The sequence below is a fragment of the Streptomyces sp. NPDC093094 genome (genome assembly GCF_044754345.1).
Taxonomy (GTDB): Bacteria; Actinomycetota; Actinomycetes; order Streptomycetales; family Streptomycetaceae; genus Streptomyces.
Map to the genome: position 1 here is coordinate 175,469 of NZ_JBIVOX010000010.1, position 26,357 is coordinate 201,825.

Consider the following 26,357-nt stretch of genomic DNA (forward strand, 5'->3'; position numbering starts at 1 on the left):
TGTCCTTCCGCCCCGCCGGAGGCGGCCGGTACGCCGAGGCCCCGGTCTCCGGCCCCCGCGTCCCGGCGGAGCAGGGCCGCCCGGCGGGGATGCCTACGGGCGCTCCGGAGGCCGGGGACTCGGTACGTCCCCTGCTCGCGCCCCTGCGCCACGGACCGTTCGGCTGCGGCGCGGTCCCGGGCGCGCCGTTGATGAAGTCCTCGGTGAACCTCACCCTGGTCACCCTGGCCGGCGCGGTCTCCCGGACGAAGGCGCCCGAGCCGCCCGCCCGCGACTTCGCGGTACAGGCTGCGGCCCCGTCACCGCTCCTCGACGTCTGCCGCGCCCTGTACGACGAGAGGGTCACGCAGGGGCACGGCGGCCAGGACATGGTGGCCGTGGTACGCGCGCCGGAGTCCCGCACCGAGGGGTCCGCCGCCGCACGCACCACGCACGGAGCCACCGTGACCCGCCCCCGTGCCGCCGCCCGGACCGTCGAGCACCCCGGTCTGCGGGAGGTCCCGGTCCAGCAGGTCCTGGAGGGCTGGTGGATCCGGTGCGGCGCGGGCCGGTCCCCCGGCCGGCCGTGACCGCCGCCTCCGCCGCAAAGCCGTGACACGCCACCGGGTGGCCTAGTCGACCGGTCCGCCCGGATCTGCCGCATATCGTGTGAAGTATGAAGAAATGTCATATCGCATACCTGGCGTGCGCCGCGGCGCTCATGGGCGCCGGGATCGGAGCCGCTCCCCCGGCCGCCGTCCCCAGGGTCCATGTGGTCCTGCCGGGCCAGTCGATCCAGAAGGCGGTGGACGCGGCCGTGGCCGGCGACACCGTCCAGCTGCTCTCCGGCACCTACCACGAGAGCGTCGAGATCAGCACCTCCGGGGTGACACTGAGGGGCCTGGGCAGCCGCACCGTGATCCGCCCGGCCGCCGAGAAGGCCGCGGGCACCTGTGCCCAGAGCGGCAACGGCATCTGTGTGACGGGCACCGCCGACCGCAGCGTCGAGAACGTCACCGTGGCCTCCCTGACGGTGACCGGCTTCACCAGGTCGGGCCTGTTCGCCACGGAGACGGACCGGCTGAACGTACGGAAGGTCACCGCGACCGAGAACGGCGTGTGGGGCATCGCCCAGGAGCACTCCGTCCGCGGGGAGTTCCGGCGCAACACCGTCCGGAACAACGGTGACGCGGGCCTGTTCCTCGCCAACGCCGTCGCGCGCGAGGACGGCGCCTCGGACAGCCAGGGAGCCGTGGTCGCGCACAACCGCATGGAGGGCAACCGGATCGGTGTCACCGTCCGGCGGCTGCGCAACCTCGTCGTCGCGGGCAACCAGATCACCGGCAACTGCGCCGGCGTGTTCGTCGTCGGGGACGAGAACACGCCGAAGGCCGGCGCCCTGACCGTGGCCGGCAACCTCGTCGTCGCCAACAACAAGTCCTGCCCGAAGACCGCGCGGCTGGAGGCCCTCCAGGGCTCCGGCATCGTCGTGACCGGTGCCGAGGAAACCCTGGTCACACGGAACCTGGTCCGGGACAACGCCGGCACCTCCTCCCTGTCGGGCGGCATCGTCCTGTTCAAGAGCTTCGTGGGCTCGGCCAACGAGCGGAACCGGATCAGCGGCAACGTCCTGGACGGCAACTCCCCCGCCGACCTCGTCAACACCGACCCGGCGGCGACGACCAACATCTTCGAGCACAACAACTGCCGGGCGTCGCAGCCCGAGGGCCTGTGCTGACCACGGCCGCCCGGGGACCGGAAGAGGAAGGAACTCGGCACATGACAACCGTTCAGAGCGCCCCGCCACCGCCCATGCGGCTCAGGGAGCTGGTGTTCGGCGCGGCGTGCGCCGCCGCACTGCGCGCCTGCGCCCGGCTCGGTGTCCCCGACGCCCTCGGCGAGGAGCCCATGACGCCGGAGGACCTCGCCGCCGCGGTGAAGACCGAGCCCCGGCCGCTGCTCCGGCTGCTGCGGGCCCTGTCCTGCCACGGCGTCTTCGCCGAGCAGCCGGACGGGAGGATCGCCCACACCGAGATGTCCCGGCTGCTGCGCGAGGACGACCCGAACAGCCTGCGCGACATCACCCTGTGGTGCACCGAACCGTGGACCTGGGACGCCTGGCCCCGGCTCGACGAGGCGGTGCGCACCGGCGACAACGTCGTGGAGGACCTGTACGGCAAGGAGTTCTTCACCTATCTCAACGAGGACGTGCCCGAGTCGGCCGCGGTCTTCAACCGGGCGATGACCAGGTCCAGCGAGCAGTCGGCGCGGGACGTCGCGGCGCTCCTCGACCTCACGGGCAGCACCTCGGTCGCGGACATCGGCGGCGGCCAGGGGCACGTGGTGGCGAGCCTGCTGGACAAGTACCCCACGATGCGGGGCGCGCTCCTCGACCTGCCGCGCGTGGTCGAGAACGCCGTGCCGCGGCTGCGGGACGGTGGCGACCTCGCCGACCGGGTCCGTGTCGTCCCCGGTGACGTCCGCGCGGCCGTCCCCGTGCAGGCCGACGTCTACGTCATCAAGAACATCCTGGAGTGGGACGACGACAGCACGGCCAGGACGCTGGCCAACGTCATCGCCGCCGGCGGGCCCGGGGCGCGGGTCGTGGCGATCGAGAACCTCGTCGACGACACCCCGTCGATGCGGTTCAGCACCGCGATGGACCTGCTGCTGCTCCTCAACGTCGGCGGTGCCAAGCACACCACGCAGAGCATGCTGGACCGGCTGACCGCCGCGGGCCTCGTCGTCGACGACGTCCAGCCGGTCAACCCCTACCTGCACGCCTTCGACTGCCACGTCCCCGGCTGATCCGCCGGCCCCGCACACCCCGGTCGCCGGGGCCCCCCCCCCGCGGGCCCCGCCCCCCGGGGGGGGGGGCGGGCCCCCCCCCCCCCGGGGGGCGGCCCCAAAAACCCCCCCCCCCCCCCGGCCCCCGCCGCGGCCCCCCCCCGCGCGGGGGGGGGCCGCCCCGGCGCCCCCCCCCCCCCCCCCCCCCCCCCCCCCCCCCCCCCGCCGCCCCGCCCCCCCCCCCCCCCCGCGCCGCCCCCCCCCCCCCCCCGCCCCCCCGCCCCCCGGTGGGGTCGGGCGTGCTCAGCCCGCCGGGTGGCGCTCCCACAGGTAGAAGCGCTGCGCCATGGCGTCCTTCGGGGAACGCCAGGTCTCGGGGTCGTACGCGCTGACGTACGCCGAGAGCCGCTCGCTGACGAGCTGGAACTCGGGGTGCCCGGCCACCTTGGCGATGGCGGGGCCCGGGTCCCTCTCGGACTCGATGAGGTGCAGGTACACATCACCGAACTGGAAGAGGCTGCGCCGGGAGACGCCCACGAGGTGCGGCAGCTCCCCCCGGTCGGACTCGTCGAAGATCTTCGCGATGTCCTGGGCGGAGCCCGGGGCCATCCGGGCGACGATCAGGGCCTGGTGCATGGGGCTGTCCTCCGTCACGGATTCAGTCGGTCAGGCCCGGCGTGACGCCCTGTTCGGCGGCGGCCTTCTCGACACGGTCGCGGATCAGGGCCATCTGCACCTTGGAGTTGCGGTTGATGTTGTCCGTCATCCAGTCGTCGTCGACCGGCGCGTCGGGCTTCATCTCGAAGTCCTGCGTCCACACCATCCGCGTGCCCTGCGGCGTCTTCTCGTACTGCCACCGGATGTTCATGTAGGCGAAGGGGCCGGTCTCGACCCGGTGCGCCTTCACGGACAGGCCGGCGCGGTCGGTCTCCCGTTCCGAGACCCAGCTCCAGACGGTGCCGTTCTCGTCGGGGTGCATGGTCAGCCGGAACGTGGTCCGGTTCTCCTCCCGGGAGAGGATGTCGACGGAGGCGTACTCGCTGAACAGCCGGGGCCAGTTCTCCAGGTCGTTGGTGATGTCCCACACCAGGTCGACCGGTGCGGCGATGGTGATCTCGTTCTGGGTGTGTCCCGCCATGTCAGGCTCCTGCCGGAAGTGCGCTGTTGACCAGGTCCAGGAACTGGCGGGGCGTCTTGGAGCGCTCCGCGTCCGGGGGCATCGGCGAGCCGTAGCGGTTCTCCAGTTCACCGACGATGCCGAGCAGGCCGAGCGAGTCGACGCCGAAGGTGTCGAAGCCGGAGTCGATGCGCTCCTGGAGCTCCGCCGGGGGCACGGTGATCCCGGCCGCCTTCTTCATGAGTTCGGCGAGCTCTTCCAGGGTGATGCGGTCACTCATACGTTCCTCTCCTTCTTGCTGTGCCACCGGCGCCGCAGCAGCAGCGCCGAGTTCGATCCCATGAGTCCGCGGCTGAGGACCAGGGCGGTGCCCGTCTCGGCCACGCGCGCCCGGCCGGTCACGAGGTCCAGGTCGTGGCAGACGTCGAAGACATGGGGCGTCGGCGGGATCAGGCCGTCCTCCATCGCGAGGACCGCCGCGGCGGTGTCCAGCACGGGCGCGGCACCCCAGCCGCGGCCGATCCCGGTCTTGGGGGCCGTGACGGGCACGCGCCTGCCGTGCGGGCCGAGGGCGTCGGCGATCGCCAGTGCCTCGGCCCGGTCCGCCTCGGGCACCCCGAGGGCGTCCGCGAAGACCACGTCGACCTCCTCGGGGGCGCAGCCCGCCTCGTCCAGCGCGCCCCGGATCGCCTGTGCGAGTCCCTCGCGGGAGTCCGCCCAGCGGGAGGCACCGGTGAACGTGGCCGCGTGGCCGGCGAGGTACGCCCGGACCGGCACGCCGCGCTCGCGAGCCGCGGCCTCGTCCTCGACGACGAGCATGGCGCCGCCCTCCGCGGGGACGAACCCGCAGGCGGCGTCGGTGAAGGGCCGGTAGGCCCGGTCGGGTTCCCCGACGGTGCTCAGCTCGTCGTAGCCGAGCTGGCAGACCACCGAGTAGGGCGCGAGCGGCGCCTCGGTGGACCCGGCCACCAGCACATCGGTGCCGCGCAGGACGGCCCGTGCCGCATGGGCGAGGGCGTCCAGGCCGCCGGCCTCGTCGGAGGCGACCACACCGCAGGGGCCCTTGAAGCCACGGCGGATGGAGATCTGGCCGGTGCTGGCGGCGTAGAACCAGGCGATGGACTGGTAGGGGCCGACGTAGCGGCTGCCCTTGCCCCACAGCTGCTGGAGCTCGCGCTGTCCGAACTCGCCGCCGCCGGAGCCGGCCGCGGTGACCACGCCGACGGAGAACGGGTCGGCCTCGCTGTCGCTGCGGCCGAGGCGTGCGTCGTCCAGCGCCTGGTCGGCGGCGGCCATCGCGAAGTGGGTGAACCGGTCGGTCTGGACGAGGTAGCGCTCCTCGATCCCGTCCGACGCGTCGAACTCCGGGACCTCCCCGGCCACCCGCAGCGGCAGGTGCTCGCACCCCTCGCGGGTGACCGGGCCGAGGGCGCTGATGCCCTCCTTGAGGGACTTCCAGAACGTCTCGGTGTTCGTTCCGTTGGGCGCGACCACACCGATGCCGGTGACGGCCGCGCGCCGGGGGCGCGCTGCGTTCATCGTGTCGTCTCCTCCGGCCGGGTCAGGACCACCGCGGACTGGAAGCCGCCGAACCCGCTGCCCACGGAGAGCACGCTGCTCAGCTTCCGCTCGCGGGCGACCTTCGGGACGTAGTCCAGGTCGCACTCCGGGTCCGGGGTCTCGTAGTTCGCGGTGGGCGGTACCGTCTGGTGGGCCAGGGCCAGCACACAGGCGACCAGTTCGATCGACCCGATCGCGCCGAGCGAGTGGCCCACCATGGACTTGATGGAACTCATCGGCGTGGCGTAGGCGTGCTCGCCCAGCACCCGCTTCACCGCGGCGGTCTCGTGCCGGTCGTTCTGCTGGGTGCCCGACCCGTGCGCGTTGACGTAGTCGATCGCGGTGGGGTCGATCCGGGCGTGGTCGAGGGCGTGCTCGATGGCCCGGGCCATCTCCAGGCCCTCTCTGGTCAGGCCCGTCATGTGGTAGGCGTTGCCGAACGTGGCGTACCCGGAGAGCTCGCAGTAGACGTGCGCTCCGCGGGCCCGCGCGTGTTCGAGCTCCTCCAGGACGAGCACCGCGCCGCCCTCGCCCATGACGAACCCGTTCCGGTCGGCGTCGAAGGGCCGTGAGGCGTGGGCGGGGTCGTCGTTGTTCGGGGAGGTGGCCTTGATCGCGTCGAAGCAGGCCATGGTGATCGGGGAGATCGGGGAGTCCGACGCGCCCGCTATGCAGATGTCGGCCCGGCCCTCCTCGATCGTGTGGAAGGCGTACCCCACGGCGTCGAGGCCGGAGGTGCAGCCGGTGGAGACGGTCTGCACCGGCCCGCGCGCCTCGAACCGCTCGGCCACCGTGGCGGCCAGCGTGCTCGGGGTGAACGCGCGGTGCAGATGCGGGTCCGCCTGCCGGTGGTCCACGTCCCAGCGCTGCCCTCGACGGCTCACCAGGACGTAGTCGTGCTCCAGCCGGGTGGTGCCGCCGACCGCGGTGCCCAGGCTGACGGCTACCCGCCACGGGTTCTCCCGGGCGAGGTCGAGGCCGGAGTCACGGACCGCTTCCTCGCCGGCCACCAGAGCGAACTGGATGTACCGGTCGCACCGCTCGGTCTCCTCCGGCCCGAGGCCATGGGCGCCCGGGTCGAAGTCGCACTCGGCGGCGATCCGCGACCGCAGTCCGGCCGGGTCGAAGAAGGTGATGCCCCGCGTCGCCGTGCGCCCGTCCGCGAGGAGCTGCCAGAACGCCGGTACACCGATGCCGCCCGGGGCGACGACGCCTATGCCGGTGACCGCGACGCGCCTGGTCATGACCGCACTTCTCGTCGGCCGGGCGCGAGGTGGGCCACTCCCGCGCCGACGCCCTCTCCGGCGAGGACCGGGACGGCGGACTCGTCCTCGGTGTCGACGTGGCCGAGCGGCGGGCTGGGGGCGAGCGGACCCAGGTGGAAGACCAGGCGGGCCTCCACGTTCCCCACGTTGCGGAAGCGGTGCCGCATGTGGGCGGGGATCAGCAGGGCCTGCTCGGGCCGCAGCGGGTGGGGCTCGCCGTCCAGGTCCACCTCCAGTTCCCCGCACACGACGTAGACGAACTCCTCGGAGTACGGGTGGTAGTGCTCTCCGATGCGGTCGCCGGGCTGCACGATGGCCACGCCCATGAAACCGCTGGTGGAACCGACCGTGGCGGGGGTGAGCATGGCGCGCAGGTCACCGCCGCGCCGGGTGTTGGGCTCGATCTCGCTGAGATCGACGGGCCGGATGGTGGATTGGGTCACGACGTCCTCCGATGGTGTACGGCAACTACAGGGGGCGGTCGCCGGGGCTCCGGCGTCGGCGCGTCAGACGCCGGGCGCGCGGCGGTCGGTGATGAGGTCCATACGGGCGAGCGTGAGGAGGCGGGCCGAGGCGCCTTCCCGCAGCACGGACGCGTCCGCGCCGAGCGCGGCGGTGTCGATGAGCTCCGGCAGCTCGGCCGTCCGGGCACGGTCGCCGAGGCCGAGCACCGAGGCGGGGTCGGCGTCGGATCCGCCGCGCAGGTCGACCAGCCGTACGACGACGTCGTCGCGCTGGAAGATCGTGCTGCGCAGCACGGGGTTTCCGGTGTCGTCCGCGGCCGCCGCGTCCTGCTCGGCCAGCAGTTCCGCCAGACGCATGCCGCGGCCGTCCCGGGCGGGGTAGTACAGCGCGTGCCGCTCGGTGACCGGACTCTCCTGGCCGGCCGTCACATGGTGCACGGCCGGCAGGGCCGCCCGGGTGAAGAAGACCCGTGCGGAGTCGCCGTCGTTGAGGTCCCGGTCCTGTTCCAGGTACGGGTTGATGGCCTCCTCGACGGCGCGCACCTCCGGCTGCCGGGCGACGTGGCGCAGTGCGGCGAGCAGGTCGCCCCGCACCTCGATGGCCCGTACGACCCGGTTGCCGTGCATGAACAGGGAGGTGCGGATCAGCGCCGTGGTGTCGTCGACCTTCGGTTCGGGTGACGCGTAGTCGGCGAGGATGCCGGCGACGGTCTGCTCGCTGCCGGGCTTGACCGTGAAGGTGAGCGCGTGACGGATCACGCCGTCGCCGATCCTGGGCGCGGTCTGGAGGCGGCGGCTGCCGGCGTCGGCCTCCACCGCGGGTCCGCCGGTCTCGCGGACGACGTGGAAGCGCAGCGACCTGGTGTCGCGGACGCAGCTGTGCAGCGGCTGCACCATCCGCACGTGTTCCTCGCTGTTGACCCAGGTGAGGAACGGCGGGGCGCTCTCCCATTCGCTGGTGATGAGCCACTGGGAGGGGTTCTCGATGGACTGGCAGAGCTGGTCGCTGACATGTCCGGGGACGGAGGCGACCTGGTTGCACAGCTGCTCGTACGCCTCCAGGAACTGCTGCTGGGCTCCGTCGTGGACGTCGACCAGAAGCACGACACGCAGCCGGGATCCGTCGAACACCGACTGGGAGATCCGCTGCGACACCTGTCGCGTCCGGGAATCCGCAACACGTTCGGACGTAGTGGTCATCCGGTACTTCTCCTTCGGGGAGGGCAGAGGCGAACGCCGCCGCGGAGTTCCGACGACGGCGTTCCTCGATCCTGTGCCCGGCCCCGAAAGAGCGCGACTTGTGTGCACTGCGAGGGTGAGAGTGTGTGGCAGGCGGGGGACGGACTCACCTGAGATGGGCGAATACCACCAGGTTGTCGGTGTAGTCCTTCGCCTTGCGGTCGTAGTCACCCGCACAGGTGATCAGCCGGACCTGCGCCCGTCCGGTGTCGGCGTAGACGCGCTCGTCGGGGAAGCGGGCCTTGTCGAAGGTCTCCACGCTGTCGACCACGAAGGTCGCCCGGCGGCCGTCGGCCCGGTCCACATAGAAGACGTTGCCCTTGCGAAGCTGGCCCAGGTTGACGAACACGGCGGCGGACGTCTTCGTGTCGACGTGTCCGGCGATGATCGAGGTGCCCGTCTCGCCCGGCGAGGCGCCCTTGGCGTGCCAGCCGACGAGGTTGGTGTCGGCGGCGGGCGGGGGCTGGAGCTGTCCGGTGGGGCCGATGGCCAGGTCGGTGAAGGGGGCGTCGACCGAGATCCTCGGGATGCGCAGGCGCACGGGCCGGGAACGGGGCAGATGCCTGCCCGTCGGCTTCAGCGCGGGCGCGGACGGCACGGCCTGCGGGGAGGACGGCACCACCGGGGCGGGAGGGGCCACCGACACGGCGACCGGGGGCAGCGGCAGGGACGGCGGGCCGGCACTGCCGGTCGGCCCGTCGTTGCCGCCGATCAGCGTCATGGCCAGCACGGTGAGGCCCACGGCGGACATCACCAGCAGGCCGGCGCGGGATCCCGGCTTCGCCTCGGCCGAGTCGCCGTCGGCGTGGGAAACGGGTCGAGCTGCCATCGGGGTACCACCTCACCTGGACACGGCAGCGGAGGGGACGGGCACCGGCGAAAAGCGGCCGGGCCGCCACGCGGAGGAGGCGTGGCGGCCCCAGCGGCTATCGCGGCGGGCATGATCAGGCCACGCTTCCGGCTGTCTTCCTACGGCGCACGGTGTACAGACCGGCACCGGCGAGCGCGACGACGGCCAGGCCGCCCGCGGTCACCGACGGGTCGGCCAGACCGCCGCCGCCGGTGTGGATGCCGCCGCTCGGCTTCTCGTGCTTGCCGCTCCAGCCGCCTTCCTCCTCCTTCTTCCCGCTCCAGCCGCCGGACTCCTCCTGCTTGCCGCTCCAGCCGCCGGACTCCTCCTGCTTGCTGCTCTCCTCCTGCTTGCCGCTCCAGCCGCCGGACTCCTCCTGCTTGCTGCTCTCCTCCTGCTTGCCGCTCCAGCCGCCTTCCTGCTTGGCGCTGCCGGACGACTCCTCACGGCCGTCCTGGGCGGGCTTCACCGCGGTGAGGGCGCCGCCGCCGGTGTGCATGCCGCCGCGCGGGTGGTCCCAGTCCTCCTTGCCGTGGCCCCAGCCCTCCTTGCCGTGCTCCTTGCCGGCCTCCTTGGCCGTCTCCGTGCCGGCCTCCTGCTCCTTGCTGTGCTCCTTGCTCCACCCGGAGTCCTCGTGGTCGCTGCCGACCGCGTAGGCACCGGGGGCGCCGAGCGCGAGAACGGCGGAGGCCGCCGCGGTGACGAGCAGCGTGCGTGCAGAACGCATCTGACAACCCTTCTGCCGGGGGCGGGGTCGGCTGACGCTGTATCAGCCGAGGTGGATCCCGCCCCGACGTGATCCACCGTCAGCCGAGATCGCGGCGGCCGCCACTCGGGACGCTCAGCCGGGTGACGGCCCGTCGGAAATCTCCTGTCGGGCCGTCAGACCGTCAGGCTCCGGACAGCACCTCGGTCAGGGCGCGGCGCAGTTCCGACACGGCGTCAGGGACCGGTCCCGGGGAGCGCCAGGCGACGAACCCGTCGGGACGCACGAGCACCGCTCCACCGGCGCCGACGCCGTGGCGCTCGGCCCAGTCCGTGCCCTCCTCGGGCGTCAGCTCGGCGTCCGGCCCGGTGCCGACGCGGTAGGACGCCAGCGGTACGGACATCTCCTCGGCGAGACGCACGGCTCCGGCGTGCCAGCCGCCCGGGTCGCCCGCGTCGCTGAGGAGGACGAGGGACCGCTCGTAGAGGTCGAGGGAGGAGATCCGCTCCCCCTTCTGCCGCAGCCACAAGTGCGGTGCCCTGCTTCCGGGTTGGCCGCTCAGGTCCAGCCCGTCCGGGACGATTGGGGTCGCGGGGTCGGCTCCCGCGACGGCGCCCTGCGGATAGCGGTAGCCGAGGGCCACGTTGAGGATGCCGCGCTGGGGGCCGCCTCCTCCCCCGGCGCCGGGGGGCGGGGCGAAACCGGGGTGGCTGTGCTCGACCGAGCGTGCGGCCGCGCGGGCGCTGGTCGCCTCCGCCACCGGGCGGCGCTCGGCGTCGTAGCTGTCCAGCAGTCCCTCACCGGCCCAGCCGCCGAGCACGGCGGCCAGCTTCCAGGCGAGGTTGTGGGCGTCCTGGATGCCCGTGTTGGAACCGAAGGCCCCGGTGGGCGACATCTCGTGGGCCGAGTCCCCGGCCAGGAACACCCGCCCGGAGGAGTAGCTCGTGGCGACACGCTGGGCGGCGTGCCAGGACGCCCTGCCCGTGATCTCGATGTCGAGGTCCGGGTCGCCGATCGCCCGTCGGATGTGGGTGATGCACCGCTCGTCGGTGAACTCCTCGACCGTTTCACCGTGTTCGGGGTGCCAGGGGGCGTGGAACACCCAGTTCTCCCGGTTGTCCACGGGCAGCAGCGCGCCGTCTGCCTCCTCGCCGGTCAGGTAGCAGACGATGAAGCGGCGGTCCCCGACCACGTCGGCGAGCCGGCGGGAGCGGAAGGTGATGCTGATGTTGTGGAACAGGTCGCCGGGTCCGCTCTGCCCGATGCCGAGCTGCTCGCGCACGGGGCTGCGGGGGCCGTCGGCCGCGACCAGGTAGTCCGCGCGGATGGTGGTGTGCTCGCCGGTCTCCCGGCTCTTGACGATCGCGGTGACGCCGTCGGGGTCGGTGTCGAACGACATCAGTTCGGTGGCGTAGCGCAGGTCGCCGCCGAGCCCCGCGGCGTGGTCGAGCAGGACCGGTTCGAGGTCGTTCTGGCTGCACAGGCACCAGGAGCTCGGGCTGAAGCGGGCCAGCCCGCCGCCCGGGTCGATCTCCCGGAACAGCCACTCGCCGGCGTCGCCGACGAGGGTGGGCGTCTGCAGGATGCCGTGGTTGTCGGCGAGGGTGGCGGCGGCTTCGCGGATGCCCTGCTCGACGCCTGCCGTCCGGAACAGCTCCATCGTCCGGACGTTGTTGCCGCGGCCGCGGGGGTGGATGGAGGTGGCGGCGTGCCGCTCCACCAGGGTGTGACGCACTCCCAGGCGGCCCAGGAACAGCGAGGTCGACAGACCGACCAGGGAACCGCCCACGATGAGTACCGGGACTCGATGCACTGTATGGTCGGTTCGATCGGATGTTGTGCTCATCACTCGCCTCCAGCGGGTCATGTGACGGATGGGCGGCCGGGTCCGGCCGGACCACATCCATGCCCCGCGAGGGCGTCGCCGCCTGCGGCTTCACCCGCTTAACCCGCTGGATTCGCCGTGTCGGCGGCACGGCGGTCACGGCCGGCCCGCCCCCCGCGGAACCCCCGAGGACTCCTGGCCGGATCCTCGCGCCCGGGCCCCTCCCGCACGGTTCTCGGAGACGAAGTGCCCCTGCGGGGGCCGGTGTTGGCGGGCAGAGCATCACCGCGGGCGGCCGGACGGGACGCCGCGGACGGCGGCGCGGTGACCGGGCCGCCGTCCGGCGTCAGGAGCCCGCTCCTCCGCCGCTCCGTCAGATGTGCGGCCCCGGAGGCGAACCCGGCGCACCCGGGCGGGCGCGGCCGTGACGGAGCCCTCCCCGCTCCGGGCGGCCGGCGCAGGCAGTCGGCACGCCCCTCGCCGCCGGCCCCGAAGGGCCCCCGGGGACGACGCGGAACTCGTTGCCCCCGGGGCCGGCCGTCACCGGGGGGCAGCCCTCCGCGCGCTCCTTCGGTCCGCACCCGCCGAGGGCCTCGGCACACCACTGCTCCTGGGCCGGGGCGGCCCCGCCGACGCCGACGTGCTCACGGTTCCCGCCCGGACCGGGTCCGCCCGCCGGCCCCGTCCGCCCGTCCGCCGGAAGTCCGGGCCCGGACCGTCCTGGCGCTCCCGCCGCGCCCGGGAGTCCGTACGGCCGGCGATCGGCCGGCCCGGCGCACCGGACCGGAGGGCGGCGTGCCGTCCGGGGCCGGCGGAGTCGGCGATCAGCGCGTCGATCCGCGAGGAGGAACCGGTCGTCCCCTCGTTCTCCGGGGCCGGGTGTCATGCCTCCTCGACCGTCGCGGTGACGGGGGTGCCGGTCTCGACGGTCCGGCTGACCGTGCAGAGCTTGTCGTGCGAGGTCCTGACCGCTCTCGGCAGGATCGCCCGGGCGCGGTCGGCTCCCTCACCGTCCGGGAAGGACACCGAGAAGGTGACCCGGAGATCGGTGAGCCGGTTGCCGAGCTCGTCGCTGATCTTGTGGCCGCTCACCTCCACGGTGAACCGGTCCGGCTCGGCGTGACGGCTGGTGGCGACGTCCACGTCCACCGCCGTGCAGCCGGCGAGCGCGGCGAGCAGCAGCTCGACCGGGGTGAACCCGGTGTCCGTGTCGGGGTCGGAGACGCTGCCGAAGGAGAGGGTTCCGCCGCGCGCGTTCGTCGCGAGGAAGCGGCCGGTGCTGGTGCGCTCCACGGTGACGGAGCGCAGGGTGTCGTCGGTCATGCCGAGACCGTAACTCCCTGCGGGTCCGCCCGTCCGCCGGGCGGATGACCGCGGCGGCTCTGCGGCCCGGCCGCCCGCTCACCCGTCCGGGCGTGAGCGCTGGTGGCGGGTCCTGGCCGGTGGTGCGGTGGAGACATCGTCCGTGTGCGTACAGGAGGACCCTGCCATGACGCGTCGCCCGTCCCGACCCGCCCGTGCCGTCGCCGCCGCCCTGGCGCTGGGCGCCCTTCTGGCCACCGGGGCCTGCTCGGACGGCGACGACGACACCGGCGCCTCCGACACCGGCGCCTCGCCGGGCGCGAGCGCGGGCACGTCACGGGCCGCCGCACCGGCCGCCCGCGCCACCACCACGGCCCCCGCCGTCCTCACCCAGAAGGGCGCGGAGACGGCGCTGATCACCGAGGCGGACATCGAGGACGACTGGACGCAGGTGAAGGACGCCCAGGACTGGCACGACAGCATGCTGATCGGCTCGGTCGACGTCGACGATTTCATCAGCGGGAAGTCGGACGCCGCCGACTGCCAGAAACTGCTCGACGGCCTCTACGACGAGAACCTGCTCGGCAAGCCCTCCGGCGCGTCCGCGGTGACCGGCTTCGAGATGGACGACTCGCGGCTGTACTACCAGGTCGCCTCGTACGGCAGGAGCAGCCTGGACTCCTCGATGAAGTGGCTGGGGTCGCTGCCGGACAAGTGCGACCGGTTCACGGTGACCGGCTCCGGCGGGGGCGACCGGGTCGTGGAGGTCATCGAGACGGACCTGCCCGACAAGGGCGACGCCCACGAGGCGCTCCAGGTGACGGTCGAGGGCGAGAGCGGAGGGAACCCCGCCACCCTCACCCTGAACGTCGGTGTCGTGCGGGTCGGCGACAACGCCGTCACCGTCATCGCCGGCGGCCTGGACGGCGGCGAGGAGGACTCCATGGAGACGGCCCTGGAGCAGGGCACCGACCGGCTGAACGACGTCCTGGCGGGCCGTTCCCCCGCGGCCTCCCCCACGGGGGACTGAGATCCACCCCCGTGTCCGCCGCTCCGCCCGGGGCATACGGCCTGCAGACAGCCGTTCGAACCGGAGGAGGCACATCGTGCTGGCGATCGTCGCGGGGGTTCTTCTTTTCATCGCTTTTCTCATCAACGCCGCCGAGATCTCGACCAACGACGTCTTCACCTCGACCAACGTCATGCTGCTGGGGCTGGCCCTGCTGGCCCTGCACGTGGCGGGCGTCGGCGGCGGCCTGCCGGCGAGGCGCCGCAGGCGCTGACGCGAGGCCGGCCACGGACCCGCCCGAGGAGCGCGGGTCCGTGGTGTGGGTGATCCTGAAGGGGTGAGGGGTGTCCCAGCCGGGTGGTTCCCGGCGGCCTACGCCGCTTCCGGCCGCCGGGCCGTGCGCGTGGCCCTCGCCGCCGCGATCGGCTTCTACCTCTTCCGCTACGGACTCGACAGCCCCGTCGCGGCCACCTACGCCCTGTTCGGCGCGGTGTCCCTCGGCGGGCTGTCCCGGATCCCCGGGACCGGACGGGAGCGCGCCGCGGTCATGCTGCGGGTGCTGCCGGTCTGCTGGGTGCTCGTGGTCGTCGGCACCTACCTCTCGGTGCGCACCTGGAGCGCCGTCGTCGGCATGCTGGTGGTCGGCTTCGCGCTGGCCTTCGCCGCCGTGGGCGGCCCGCGCCCGGCGGGGGTCGCGCCGGGGCTGCAGCTGCTGTACATCCTGCCGTCGTTCCCGCCGTACGACCCCGGCTCGCTCGGCGACCGGCTGCTCGGTACGACGACCGGGCTGGTGCTGCTGATCGCCGCCGAGGCGCTGGTCTTCCCCGAGCCCGCCCCGATCCCGTACCGGGAGCGGACCGCCCGCGCCGCACGCACCGCGGCGCACTGCGCGCGGGCCCTGGCCGTGCCGCCGTACGTCCTCGGCGCCGCGGACCGTGGTGCGGCGGAGGAGACCGGCCGGGGGCTGCGGTCGCTGATGGTGCCCGAGGCGGAGCGTCCGGCGGGCCCCGGGGTGCGGGACCGGGCCCTCGCGCACACCGGTCTCGCCGTCCGTACGCTCCTGAACCGTCTGGCACAGCTGCCCGCCCCTCCCCGCCGGCCGGAACGGGAGGTGGCCGCCGTGCTGCGTGCGGTGGCGGACCTCGCCACGGCGACGGCGGAATGTCTGCGCGAAGGGCCCTCGCCCGTGGGGCCGTACGGGAAGCTGTCCTCGGCGCGTGCCGCGCTGTCGGCCCTGTCCGCGGGGACGTCCGCCGCGGGGCCGGCGCACGCGCCCGGGTTCTCGCCTGCGGTGCTGCGCGGGCACGCGGCCGTGCTGGAGATCGCGGATGCCGCGCTGGCGACGGGGGCGGCGGCCGACCGTGCCGTACGCGGACGGCACGCCGAGGTGGAGGTGGTGCCGGAGCGCTTCTGGTACGCCACCGTCCCGGCCCCGGTGCTGCTGTGGCACCGGCTGCGCGGGCACGCGGGACGCCGCTCGGTGTTCTTCCAGAACGCGGTGCGGATCGCGCTGGCTCTCACGGCCGCGCGGCTCGTCGCGGGGCTCGACACCCTGCCGCACGGCTTCTGGGCCATGCTGGCCACGCTCAGCCTCACCAGAACCACCCTGGAGGCGACCCGGCACACCATCCGGCTCGCGCTCACGGGCACGCTGGCCGGGGCGCTGCTGACCGCCGGGACACTGACCCTGGTGGGCACCGACACGGACGTCTACGCCGTGCTGCTGCCCCTGTGGATGCTGTTCGCCTTCACCGTCGGGCCGGTGCGGGGGGTCGGCTGGGCCCAGGGGCTGTTCACCGTGCTGGTGGCCCTGGTGTTCGCGCAGCTGGCGCCGTCCACCTGGCAGCTGGCGGAGGTGCGCATGCTCGACGTGCTGATCGGCAGCACGATCGGCGCGGTGTTCGGGCTGCTGGCGTGGCCGCGCGGGGCCCATGACGAGATGCGCCGCGCGGCCGCCGAACTCCTGCGCACGGCCGCGGAGGTCGTCGTGGCGACGACCTCGTCGGTGGCGGGAGGCGCCGCCACGATCGTGCCGTCGGCCGCGCCCGGGCACCGGTCGCTGCATCACGCGGTCGTCCTCGCCGAGTCGGCCTACGCGCAGTTCCAGAGCGAGCCCGCACCCTTCGCGGGCGCCCGGCGCGGTGTCCCGGCGTCGGTGGACTGGCAGGCGACGCTCATCGCCGGCCACCACACGCTGTGGGGCTCCGAGCGGCTGCTGGCTCCGCCCGTCACCGTGCTGCCCGCCACGGCGGCCCGGGCGGTGGACGCGCTCGGCGAGCGCATGGCCGGGCGGATGCTGCTGGTCTCCGCGGCCCTGGACCCCGGCGGGGACACACCGTCCACGCCCGTCCCGCGGATCGATCCGGTGTCCACCGAGTCCGGCGCCGAGCCGGTGGGAGCGCCGCGGCGGTACTACGCCGTGGCCGAGTGGCTGGAGTCCCTGGCGGCCGATCTGACGCGGATCTCCCGTGGCGGGGCCGCGCCCGGGGCCGGACCGGACGCCGGCACCGGCCCCGGCGGGAGCGCCTCCCGCAGGCCCGCCTGAGGCGGGCGGCCGTGGTGACGGTCAGCCGCTCTTCGCGGAGGTGCGCTCCTGCTGTGCCCCGGTGGAGGCCGCGGAGGTGACCGCGGTGCCGCCCGGGTGGCGCAGGGCGACGAGGAAGGCGATGCCCAGGGCGATGGCCATGCCGTAGAACACCCACTGGTTCGCCTCGGCGAAGTCCATGCGCACCGCGCTGACGATCTCCCGCATCCGGTCGGCGGCGGGCCCGGTGCCCGTGGGCGGGCTGGCGTCGCCGCTGCCCGTGATGGCCCCGCTGACGCTGTGGGCCGTGTCCCGGGCCTGCTCGGCGGACATGCCCTGCGACTCCAGGGTGCTCGTCACGTTCGAGCGTGTGACATGGGTGAGGACGGTGCCGAAGACGGCCATGCCGACGCTCGCGGCGTAGTTGCGCACGGTCTGGGTGATGCCCGTGACCTCTCCGTAGGAGGGCCCGATGGCACGGTTCACGGCGTCCGTGGAGGCGGGGGCCAGGATGAAGCCGATGCCCGCGCCGGCCAGGGCGGCGTAGGGCCACTGGTCGTGCATGGACAGGTCGGTCAGCTTGCCCGCCCACAGGGCGAACCCGACACAGCCCACGACGGCACCGGTCTTCAGCGCCGGACGCGCGCCCTGTCTGTCGAGGATCCGGCCGCCCCACTGCGAGGCGATGGCGAAGCCCGCGAAGACGTACAGCAGGAACAGCGCGGCCTGGTTGGGCGAGGCGCTGAGGGACACCTGGGCGTACACGGACGCGAAGAAGAACAGCGGGACGAAGGCGAGCATGGCGAAGAACAGCACCGCGGCGTCCACGGTGAACGCCCTGTCCCGGAAGACCCGCAGGTCGATCAGGGGATGGCGGACACCCCGCTCGTAGCGGACGAAGAAGGCGAGGACCGCGAGGCCGCCCGCGACGCAGAGCCAGGTGGCGGGGCTGTCCCAGCCCCAGGTGTACGCCTGCTGGAAGCCGAGGACGCTCAGGCCCATGCCGACGGCCATCAGGGCGGCGCCGACGACGTCGAGGGTGCCGGCCCGTCTGCGGTCGGTGATGTGCGCCATCGCGGTCAGCGCGAGCGCCACCACGGCCACGGGCACGTTGACCCAGAACACCGCGCGCCACGTCCACGCCGCGGTCAGCCAGCCGCCCAGGAGTGGTCCGACGGCGGTCAGCGCGCCGGACAGCCCGAAGAACAGGGCGAGGGCGCGGCCTCGCCGCTCGGCCGGGAACACCGCGACGACCACCGCGAGCGCGGCGGGGAAGAGCAGGGCCGCTCCGAGGCCCTGGACGGCCCGGAAGCCGATGAGCCAGCCCTGTGCGGCGTCCCCCTCGGGGACACAGCCGCACATCACCGAGGAGACGACGAACACGAGGGTGCCGACGACGACGATCCGGCGCGGGCCGTAGAGGTCCGCGAGGCGGCCGCCGACGGCGAAGAAGGCGGCCAGGGCGAGCAGATAGGCGTTGATCACCCACTGCATGCCGGACGCCGACAGGTTCAGTTCCCGGACGATGTCCGGGGCGGCGATGGAGACGATGGTCTGGTCGATGAACGTCATCGCGACCGCGAACATCATGGCCGCGAGTGCCAGCGTCTGCTGATGCGCCGACCGGGGCGCGGGCGTGGTGTCACCACGCCCGAGGTGTGTGTCACTCACCCTCCCAGTCTGCGCCCGTCCGGGCGGGCCCGCAGCAGCGGCGGCGCCCGCCGCGGGGTGCGGCGGGCGCCGGTCGTGCTGTTCAGGGGGCCGGGCTCAGCAGGGGTTGACGGTGAGCTTGAACGTGCTCGTGGTGTTGCGGATGTTCTCGTCGTTGCCGTTCGTGCGCAGGCAGTTGATCGTCGCCTCGCCGACGGCCGGGCCCTGCCCGGGTTCGGGCATCTCGTTCGCCCAGATGCCGATGCCGGACTTGGCGTCGTAGGCGTCACCGCTCTTCTTGGCGCCGGTGATGGAGATGTCCGACAGGATCGTGTCCTTGACGGGGTTCTCCGGCTGGCTGCCGGTGTACTTCGTCTGGAACATGATGCCGTGGTAGGTCGGGTCGACGATGTCAACGTGGTTGACGCGGATGCCCTGGAAGACCTTCGAGGCGGAGAACAGCCAGATGCCGGGGAAGGTCTGGTTGCCCCAGAAGTGGCCGCCCGCGCGGACGATGGAGATGTTCTCGAAGGTCGTCGGCTCGGTCCCGAAGCCGTTCATCGGGTAGCCGAAGTCCAGCGAGGAGATGGTGATGCCGGAGTAGACGAGCGTGTCCGCGATGTGGATGTTGCGGAACGTGTTGCTGTAGCCGCCGTAGACGGCCACGCCCGCCGCGCGCCAGGTCAGGGTCGTGGTCAGGTTCTCGTAGACGTTGTTCTTCATGTCCGCGCCGCCCGCGTCGATCGCCGAGAACAGCGCGAAGCTGTCGTCACCGGTGGCCCGGGCGTCGTTGTTGGACACGAGGTTGTCCGTGGAGCCGTTGGTCATGTTGATGCCGTCGGCGAACAGGTTGCGGATCCGGGAGTTCTTGATGGTCATCCGGTCGGTGTTGGCGCCCCAGTACAGGCACACCATGTGCTCGTTCCAGATGTCGTCGATGACGATGTCCGACACGTTGGAGAAGTCGAACACCTTGCCCGGGCCGTCGATGCGCGAGGTGTAGTTGCCGAAGTAGGCGAAGCCCTTGAACAGCGAGCCCTTCGCCGTCGCCTCCGCGCGGAAGCCGACATCGGTGTTGTCCTGCGTGGACGGGGCGTGGAACTGCGTGTACCAGGGGCCCGCGCCGACGACCCGCACCGGCTTGCCGTAGACCTGGAACTTGCTGGACGTCTGGTAGTCGCCCGGGGGCAGGTAGACGCCGACGAGCGTGCCGGTGGTGTCCATGCGGACCCGGTCGAGCGCGTTCTGCACGTCCTGGTGGGTGAATCCGGCCGGCGTGACGTACGTCGCCGGGTCGGGGTTGGCGACCGGCGCGACCCGCTCCAGGTTGACGAAGTCGATCGCGTAGTGCGCGGCCGTGTTGGCGGCGTCCTTCTGGAGCCGGATCCGGCTGCCCGCGGGGACGGTCTCGCCGAGCAGCAGGTGCGCCTCGTCGTAGATGTGCCGCGGGGCGCCCGCGCCCGGGGAGTTGCCCGGTGACGCCTCGGCGCCGTAGAGCCAGGCGTACTTCGAGGTCAGCGGCAGGGCCCTCTTGAAGACCCCGTCGACGTAGACGTTGATGGTGGAGTCGATGCCGCCGCCGCCCGGGGCGTCCGGGACGGAGAAGCGGGTGACCAGGGTGTTGGTGGCGGCACGGGTGGTGAACTCCACGTACTCGCCGGTCGCGTCGAGGTTGACCGCCTTGCGGCCGGACGCCTCGCCGTCGATCGTGCCGATGGCGCGGCTCGGGCCGACGACGCTCGCGCCGCCGCCGACGGTGCCGTCCTCCGCCTCGTACATGTCGTAGGGCATGTTGGCGCCGCGGCCGACGAACAGCGGCTGCGTGGAGGTGTTGTTCTGCCGCTTGACCGGCAGTTCGTTGGTGTCGTCGGCGATGACCGTGCGCACGGTGTAGGAACCGTTGACGGCGGTCCACGGGCCGAGGCTCACGGTGGCGGTGTCACCGGCGGCGACGACGCCGTTGTGGGTGCCGGTGAGGGTCCTGACCGTGGTGCCGCGGTCGTCGACGAGGGCGAGCGTGACGGCGTGGGCGCCGGCGGCGCTCGGCTGGTTGCCCTGGTTCTTCACCGCGACCCGGAAGGTGACGCTGTCACCCGCGGCCGGGCTGGAGGGCGAGGTGGTCACCGAGGCGGCCACCAGGTCGGCGCTCTGGACGGGGCGGACCACCAGGGCGGTGGGCCGGGTGTAGGTGTTGTTGGTCTCGTTCTGCTCGACGACCTCGTTCGCCTCGTCGGCGACCGCGCCGAGTTCGTACGAACCGGCCTCGCGGGCCCCGAGGGAGGCGGTGACCGTGGTCTGGGCGCCGGGCGCGAGGGCGCCGACCTGTGCGGTGGCGACCTTGGTGCCGCCCAGACGCAGCGCCACCTTGCTCGCCGGGGCCGCGGCGGGGCCGTCGTTGCGGACGGTCGCCGACACGGTGATGTCGTCCGACTCGACCGGGGAGGCGGGCGAGGTGGTCAGGCCGGTGACGACGAGGTCGGGGTTGGGTGCGGCGACACCGACGACCTGGAACTCCGCGAGCTGGCCCGCCGGGGCGCCGGAGTTGGCGGTGAAACGCAGCCGGACGTCGGCGACCCGGGCGGTGACCGGGACGGTGACGGTGTTGCCGCTCGACGGGCTGAAGTCGTAGCTCCTGGCCGCCACCAGGCTGGTGAAGGCGGTCGCGTTCTGCTCCCGGCCGAGGACCTCGACGGTCTGGGAACGTGCCTGCCACGCCTGGTCCGGGTTGAGTTTCAGGACCAGCCGCTCCAGGTCGGCGTTGGCGCCCAGCTTGACGGTGAGGGTCTGGGGGTAGCTGCCGCCCGCGCCCTCCCAGTAGGTCGCGGTGTTGTTGTCGTTGGCGTTCGCCGCGACGAAGGTGTGCACCGTGGAGGACGCCTCGACGGGCTTGCCGACGGCGAGGTCGGAGCCGTTGCCGCCGGTGCCGTTGCGGGTCACGGTGTTGCTGTCGCCCGACTGGTTGCCGGCCGCGTCCCTGGCCCGCACGCGGTAGGTGACGGTGCTGGTCGCGGGCTGGGTGTCGGTGAAGGTGGTGACGTTCCCGGCGACGCTGTCGCGCAGGACGTTGTTGGCGTAGATGTCGTATCCGCTGACGCCGACGTTGTCGGTCGAGGCCGTCCAGGTCAGCCGGATCTGGCCCGAACCGGGCTCCGTGTAGCCGAGATTGGCGGGCGCGGTCGGTGCCTGGGTGTCGCCCGCGTCGCCCACGCGGGTGACGGTGTTGCTGTCGCCCGACTGGTTGCCGGCCGCGTCCCTGGCCCGCACGCGGTACGACACGGTCTGGCTCGCCGGGCGGTTGTCGGTGAACGTGGTGACGTCGCCGGCGACGCTGGTGAGCAGGTCCCCGTTGGCGTAGATGTCGTACGCGGTGACGCCGGTGTTGTCGCTCGCGGCGGTCCAGGTGAGGCGGATCTGGCCGGTGCCGGGCTCGGTGTGGGCCAGGTTCGCGGGCGCGGTCGGGGCCTGGGTGTCGCCTGTCGCCGGGCCGTAGACCTCGAGTTCGGATATCTGGGCCGCGGGCTGGACGGTGTTCGCCGTGACCAGGACGCGGAGGTGGCGCGTCGTGGTGGAGTCGAAGGTGATCGTCGCGGTGTTGTCGTTCGCGGCGTTGAACGCGTATGCCTGGGAGGCCGACAGGTCGGTGAAGGAGGTTCCGTCGGTGCTGCCCTGGATCTTCAGGGTCTGGCTGCGGGCGCCCCAGCCGGCCGGCAGCTTCAGCACGACGCGGTTGACGCCGACGGAGGCGCCCAGGTCGGCCTGGAGCCACTGCGGGAGGGCGTTGTTGGCGCTCTCCCAGTAGCTGGCCCGGTTGCCGTCGTTGGCGTTGGGGGCGGAGTACACCTCGGTGTGGCTGCTGGCGGTCAGGGTGCGGCCGGCCGCGAGGTTCACGGAGGAGTCACCGGCGGCGTGGACCTCCAGCTCGGACAACTGGGCCGCCTGCCAGCCGGTGTTGGCGGTGACATGGACGCGGACGTAGCGGGTCAGGGTCGCCGGGAACGCGACGGTGACGGTGTTCGCGGATCCGGGGCTGAAGGTGTAGGCGGCGGAGTTCTTCAGCGTGCTGAAGCTGGTGCCGTCGGCGCTGCCCTGGACGGAGAGGGTCTGGGTGCGGCTCTCCCAGCCCGCCGGCAGCTTGAGCACGATCTCGTCGATCCGCTCGGTCCTGCCGAGGTCGGTCTGCACCCACTGGGGCAGGCTCGAACCGGCGCTCTCCCAGTACGACCCCTGGCTGCCGTCGGTGATGTTGACGGCGCCGTATCCGGACTGCGCGCTGCTCGCCGAAGCGGCGTCGCCCAGCGCGATGTTGGGTCCGCCCGCCGCGCGGGCGGCCATCAGCGGACCTCCCAGCGCTAGCAGGCTTGTCGCGATCACGGCGCTCAGGGCCCGTGATCTCCATGTGCGGCTACTCATCGGTCCTCGCTTTTCGGGCTCGCGCCCCGTGGGGCGGGGCGCGAGACGCGGCTCGGTGGGCTCGTCCACAAATGGCGCTCAGCCATTCGGATTTTGCGTTGAACGATCAGAGAGTTCCAGACGATTGTCGAAGCGTCTACGGATCTGACGGCATGACTTGCGAATTCCGCGTGCCGCGGCAGGCCCCGGAGCCCGCCCGGACACCCCTCCGGCAGCCGCGCGGGCACGGCCGGGCAGCCCTGGGCCACTGCCCGGACAGGACGTGCGAGCCATGAGGGCCCGTCAGGGACCGGCGCCGCGCGGACCGCCAGGGACCGGCGCCGCGCGGACCGTCAGGGACCGCTGCACAGTGAGGGACCGCCAGGAACCACGACACCCTGAAGAGCCGTCAGGAACCGGCGCCGCGCGGGCGGGAAGCGCCGCCCTCACCGCCGGGCGGACCGTCCGCATCACCGCGAGGCTTCGGCAGGCCGCCGGGAGGCTTCGGCAGGCTCCCCGACCCGTAGTCGAGGCTCCGCGCCGTCTCCACCAGGGAGGCGAGCGGGTCCCGGCGCAGCGGGTGCCGTCGCAGCGCGGTCCGCACCCGGCGGCGGGCGGCGTGCCAGACCCGCCCGAACCGGCGCCGGCACGCGTCCGGGATCACGGCCGCCCGGCCGATTCGGGGCGCTCGGGGGCCTCAATCTTCAGAAGGAACATTTCGGCAGCATTCGCCACGGTTCGCCACCCCTTCCGATCAGTAGAAACATCCACCACCATGAACCTCCCGTGTTCGGCGGTCCCGGCGGCGAGGGGGAAGTGCGCCCTGTTCCAGGGCCGACGGACACCGGAGGTGAACCATGCGAGAACCCGCCCGGCAGGCCATGGAGTGGCTGGCGGCCGCCGCCTGCGACCCGCGGGAGTGCAAGCGGCAGTGGCGGTCCGAGGCAGGCGTCGCGATGCTGGCCTGCGGACGGTTCTGGGACGTGCTGAGCGTGCCCGAGAACCTGGGCACGCCGACGCTGGACACCCTGCTGCGCATGTCCCGGCCGCCGGGGCCGGTGCTCACGGACACGAGCTCGCGGCGGGTGGGCTTCTTCCTTCCGCCCGACCCGGGAGGGCGCTGGATCGGCCGGGACGTCCGGTACCTGGGCCGGGGCGCCTGGGTCGCCGCACCGGCCCCGTACCAGGCTGGGGGACGGCTGCGCTGGCTGGTCCCGCCCGACGGTCTCGGCACACTGTTCGGACCGGCCGCCGTCGAACTGGCCCTCCAGCACGGGCTCGCGTTCCTCGCCGCCCAGGCCGAGGCGGAGCGGCGCTGCCCCACCTGCGGCAGCCCCACCCCCGCCGCGGCGCGCGACGGCGTCCGGGCCGACTGACGTCCGGCGCGGCTGCCGGAGGCGGCTGTCAGACGTGGCCGCCGGGCCGGTCGGCGACCGCGGGCGGAGGCGACTTGCCGGCGACCGTGGCGGGCCTGACGAGGGCGTTCCACAGGGCGTCGTGCACGCCGGGAACCGTCCTGCCTCTCGCCTGCCACTCCCTGACCAGGGCGGCGTAGAGAGGGGGATGCTCCGGAGCCCGCCGGTCGGGCCCGCCGTACCTCTCCCGTCGGCACTCGCCCGCCAGGACGAGGCAGCCCGTGATGACTGTGCAGTCCATGACGCTGCCAACGCTCCGGCCCGCACCTGCGGTACGCCTGCGGCGGCCCATGCCCCGCAACGGGGGAAAGCCGGTCCCCCGTTCGGGGCCATGATCTTGTCGCACTGGCCTCGATCTTTCGTGACGGTCCGTCGGTTCTTTCGGCGGGCCGTTTCGGCTGTTCGGGTTCTGCGCGGTGTCGTGCAGGGGGAGGTTGCGCAGGCCGGTGGTCCGCGCGGCCCGGATGCGGTCCTCGGCCCGCGCCCGCCGGCGGTGTCGTGGCTCCGGTGCAGCGATCGGCATGACGGTGGTGTCGGTGGCGAAGCAGGTCGGCCGCAGTCCATCGGCGTCGGCGATCCGCAGCTGGACACCGGGGTGGGGCCGTTCCCTGCGGACGATCAGCCGCATTCTCTTCGGCCGGCCCTTCAGGCAGTCGCCGGACAGTTCGGCGGCCCAGGAGCCGTCGCGGATCTCGCCGCCGGGCTCGATCGCTGCCGTCCGGGCCGTGGCGGGAACCTTGAGGACGGCCTGGTGGATCTGCTCGGTGATGGTCATGCCGACCGGGTACGACAGCCACCGGCCGCGCTGGGCGAGCCAGGCGACGAACTCGTGGGTTCCGCCTGCGGAGTCGGTGCGGATCAGGGTCCGGCGTCCGCGCCGGTGCTTCTTCGGCATCCGGGCCAGGGCGAGTTGGGTGGTGGTGATGTGGTCGGTGGCGGTGTTGCTGCCCGCGTTGCCCGGCCTGGGCAGGGCGGCCACCGGCTCCCCGCTCCCGCCGCTTCCGTGGTCGACGAAGGCCGTCAGAGGATGGTGTCCGAAGGTCTTCTTCCAGGTCGCGGTGGCGTCCTGCTTCTCGGAGTGAGCCGGCACGAGCACCCCGTCGGCCTCAGCGGCATCAGGGCAAGGGTGGAAGACAGTTCGTCTTCGGGTTCGCGCCGTCTCAGTCGGCGGCCGGGAACAGGGGTGGCGTGGGCAGCCCCTCCGGCGTGTGTCACGATCTCCCCAACCTGTGGGGGGTGTTGCTGAATGGCGCAGGACATTGCGCTGCGGCCGGTGGTGGATCCGGCCCTCGAGGACGCGGAGCGCGCGCTGCTGGAGAAGTCCGCCGACGGACTCTTCCCAGCCACGCTGCCGCTGCCCGGGGAGCCGGGGCTGGGCGGCCGTACCAAGGCTGACATCTGGACGGCCCTGGGGGCCTCCGCGGTGTGCGCGCTGCTGCCGGTGACGATCCTGTGGGCGCTGATCGGCGTGTGGCCCGGCCTGGCCGTCGGGCTCGCGGCGCAGGCGGGGCTGATCTGGGTCGGGGTCCAGTTCGGGTTCGAGGCGTTCATCCTGACCGTCGTGGGCGTGCACCTGCTGGCCTGGCTGCTGATCGTCGTCCTCGGCTGCGGGACCGACGAGCGGCAGCGGGTGGCCCGGCTGCGCCACGGCCGCTACTACCTGGCCGAGGACTTCGGCGACGACTCCCTGCGCGAGCTGCTGGGCCACTCGCCGCTGCGCCGGATGGAGCGCGCCCAGGCCGCCGTGACGGCGGTACTCCAGTCGCAGGTCGACCGGGACGGGCTGCTGGACGACATCGCCAACGACGTGACGCTGCCGGCCCAACAGTACGAGATCGCCCAGCGCCTGGCCGAGCTGACCCGGCTGGCGCGGAAGGTGCGCACCGCTGCCGGGGACGCCTCCGGCTCGCGGGTGGAGGAGGTGCTGCGGACTCAGCGGCAGGCGCTGCGGCTGTCGTCGAGCGCGCTGGAGGAGCGGGTGGAGGCGCTGGAGCGGTACGCCGAGAACACCCGCGCGGCGGACGCGGCGTACCGCGAGTGGGAGGCCGTACGAGAGCTGGAGCAACTTGGCGAGGACATGCACGAGCTGGTGGTGAACACGGTGCGGGACGAGCTGGCCGTCGCCGAGATCGAGGGGCTCGCCGACCGGTCCCGGCTCCAGGACCTGCACCGGGTGCTGGACGAGGCGCGGGAGGCGGGGCTGCTGGCCACACGGTTCGCCGACGAGCCGGCCGACCGCCGGTCCGGCGGCAGCGGCCGGGCGTGAGGGGGAGGAC

Annotated in this window: 21 protein-coding genes and 1 pseudogene; 8 read left to right on the forward strand and 14 right to left on the reverse strand. The window is 73.0% G+C overall.

Features of this window, described 5'->3' with window-relative positions; genetic code table 11:
* The first annotated feature begins 89 nt into the window (after positions 1-89).
* The 3 genes from ACIQGV_RS22960 to ACIQGV_RS22970 all read left to right on the forward strand — a co-directional run bounded on the left by ACIQGV_RS22960 (position 90) and on the right by ACIQGV_RS22970 (position 2,787).
* On the forward strand, positions 90-569 hold the full coding sequence (locus ACIQGV_RS22960) for a hypothetical protein (protein ID WP_402496927.1): 480 nt from the start codon (positions 90-92) through the stop codon (positions 567-569).
* Between the two features lie 86 nt (positions 570-655).
* On the forward strand, positions 656-1,717 hold the full coding sequence (locus tag ACIQGV_RS22965; RefSeq protein WP_402496928.1) for a nitrous oxide reductase family maturation protein NosD: 1,062 nt from the start codon (positions 656-658) through the stop codon (positions 1,715-1,717).
* 41 nt (positions 1,718-1,758) lie between these two features.
* Positions 1,759-2,787 (forward strand): methyltransferase, encoded by a 1,029-nt coding sequence (locus tag ACIQGV_RS22970; protein WP_402496929.1) that lies wholly within the window; start codon positions 1,759-1,761, stop codon positions 2,785-2,787.
* Positions 2,788-3,069: 282 nt separating this feature from the next.
* Here ACIQGV_RS22970 and ACIQGV_RS22975 read toward each other — a convergent pair whose 3' ends face one another.
* The 11 genes from ACIQGV_RS22975 to ACIQGV_RS23025 form a co-directional block, all read right to left on the reverse strand.
* Positions 3,070-3,402, reverse strand: a complete 333-nt coding sequence (locus tag ACIQGV_RS22975) for a TcmI family type II polyketide cyclase (RefSeq protein WP_402496930.1) — start codon at positions 3,400-3,402, stop codon at positions 3,070-3,072.
* A gap of 22 nt (positions 3,403-3,424) precedes the next feature.
* Positions 3,425-3,904 (reverse strand): SRPBCC family protein, encoded by a 480-nt coding sequence (locus ACIQGV_RS22980; protein ID WP_402496931.1) that lies wholly within the window; start codon positions 3,902-3,904, stop codon positions 3,425-3,427.
* 1 nt (position 3,905) lies between these two features.
* On the reverse strand, positions 3,906-4,163 hold the full coding sequence (locus ACIQGV_RS22985; protein WP_402496932.1) for an acyl carrier protein: 258 nt from the start codon (positions 4,161-4,163) through the stop codon (positions 3,906-3,908).
* Positions 4,160-5,422 (reverse strand): ketosynthase chain-length factor, encoded by a 1,263-nt coding sequence (locus tag ACIQGV_RS22990; RefSeq protein WP_402496933.1) that lies wholly within the window; start codon positions 5,420-5,422, stop codon positions 4,160-4,162. The genes ACIQGV_RS22985 and ACIQGV_RS22990 overlap by 4 nt, the downstream gene beginning before the upstream one ends.
* Positions 5,419-6,687, reverse strand: a complete 1,269-nt coding sequence (locus ACIQGV_RS22995) for a beta-ketoacyl-[acyl-carrier-protein] synthase family protein (RefSeq protein WP_402496934.1) — start codon at positions 6,685-6,687, stop codon at positions 5,419-5,421. Before ACIQGV_RS22995 ends, ACIQGV_RS22990 begins: the two co-directional genes overlap by 4 nt.
* Positions 6,684-7,073: a cupin domain-containing protein gene (locus ACIQGV_RS23000; RefSeq protein WP_402497128.1), complete on the reverse strand. Its 390-nt coding sequence runs from the start codon at positions 7,071-7,073 to the stop codon at positions 6,684-6,686. The genes ACIQGV_RS22995 and ACIQGV_RS23000 overlap by 4 nt, the downstream gene beginning before the upstream one ends.
* 141 nt (positions 7,074-7,214) lie before the next feature.
* Positions 7,215-8,372, reverse strand: a complete 1,158-nt coding sequence (locus ACIQGV_RS23005) for a SchA/CurD-like domain-containing protein (protein ID WP_402496935.1) — start codon at positions 8,370-8,372, stop codon at positions 7,215-7,217.
* A gap of 145 nt (positions 8,373-8,517) precedes the next feature.
* Positions 8,518-9,240 carry a class F sortase gene (locus ACIQGV_RS23010; RefSeq protein WP_402496936.1) on the reverse strand — a complete coding sequence of 241 codons (723 nt, stop codon included), beginning with the start codon at positions 9,238-9,240 and terminating at the stop codon, positions 8,518-8,520.
* Between the two features lie 115 nt (positions 9,241-9,355).
* Positions 9,356-9,988 (reverse strand): hypothetical protein, encoded by a 633-nt coding sequence (locus ACIQGV_RS23015; RefSeq protein ID WP_402496937.1) that lies wholly within the window; start codon positions 9,986-9,988, stop codon positions 9,356-9,358.
* A gap of 163 nt (positions 9,989-10,151) precedes the next feature.
* Entirely contained in the window at positions 10,152-11,813 is a 1,662-nt protein-coding gene (locus ACIQGV_RS23020; RefSeq protein WP_402496938.1) for an FAD-dependent oxidoreductase, read from the reverse strand.
* Positions 11,814-12,674: 861 nt separating this feature from the next.
* The gene (locus ACIQGV_RS23025; RefSeq protein ID WP_402496939.1) at positions 12,675-13,115 is read right to left on the reverse strand and encodes an OsmC family protein; all 441 of its coding nucleotides are present in this window, start codon (positions 13,113-13,115) and stop codon (positions 12,675-12,677) included.
* Positions 13,116-13,281: 166 nt separating this feature from the next.
* On the opposite strand from ACIQGV_RS23025, the gene ACIQGV_RS23030 reads away from it, so the two are divergent.
* From ACIQGV_RS23030 to ACIQGV_RS23040, 3 genes are all read left to right on the forward strand, one after another.
* Positions 13,282-14,124: a hypothetical protein gene (locus ACIQGV_RS23030; RefSeq protein ID WP_402496940.1), complete on the forward strand. Its 843-nt coding sequence runs from the start codon at positions 13,282-13,284 to the stop codon at positions 14,122-14,124.
* Between the two features lie 76 nt (positions 14,125-14,200).
* Positions 14,201-14,377 (forward strand): hypothetical protein, encoded by a 177-nt coding sequence (locus ACIQGV_RS23035; protein WP_402496941.1) that lies wholly within the window; start codon positions 14,201-14,203, stop codon positions 14,375-14,377.
* Positions 14,378-14,440: 63 nt separating this feature from the next.
* Positions 14,441-16,648: an FUSC family protein gene (locus ACIQGV_RS23040; protein WP_402496942.1), complete on the forward strand. Its 2,208-nt coding sequence runs from the start codon at positions 14,441-14,443 to the stop codon at positions 16,646-16,648.
* A gap of 21 nt (positions 16,649-16,669) precedes the next feature.
* On the opposite strand, the gene ACIQGV_RS23045 is transcribed toward ACIQGV_RS23040, so the two are convergent.
* Entirely contained in the window at positions 16,670-18,217 is a 1,548-nt protein-coding gene (locus ACIQGV_RS23045; protein WP_402497130.1) for an MFS transporter, read from the reverse strand.
* Between the two features lie 177 nt (positions 18,218-18,394).
* Positions 18,395-22,687, reverse strand: a complete 4,293-nt coding sequence (locus ACIQGV_RS23050) for a discoidin domain-containing protein (protein WP_402496943.1) — start codon at positions 22,685-22,687, stop codon at positions 18,395-18,397.
* Positions 22,688-23,523: 836 nt separating this feature from the next.
* Between ACIQGV_RS23050 and ACIQGV_RS23055 the strand changes: the two genes are divergently transcribed.
* Positions 23,524-24,042, forward strand: coding sequence for a bifunctional DNA primase/polymerase (locus ACIQGV_RS23055; protein WP_402496944.1), 519 nt, complete (start codon positions 23,524-23,526; stop codon positions 24,040-24,042).
* A 445-nt stretch (positions 24,043-24,487) separates the two neighbouring features.
* Here the strand turns inward: ACIQGV_RS23055 and ACIQGV_RS23060 are convergent.
* Positions 24,488-25,189: pseudogene (locus ACIQGV_RS23060) on the reverse strand (transposase); the annotation flags it as partial.
* Between the two features lie 138 nt (positions 25,190-25,327).
* On the opposite strand from ACIQGV_RS23060, the gene ACIQGV_RS23065 reads away from it, so the two are divergent.
* Complete coding sequence (locus tag ACIQGV_RS23065; RefSeq protein ID WP_402496945.1) at positions 25,328-26,347, forward strand: hypothetical protein; 1,020 nt, start codon at positions 25,328-25,330, stop codon at positions 26,345-26,347.
* Positions 26,348-26,357 lie beyond the last annotated feature (10 nt).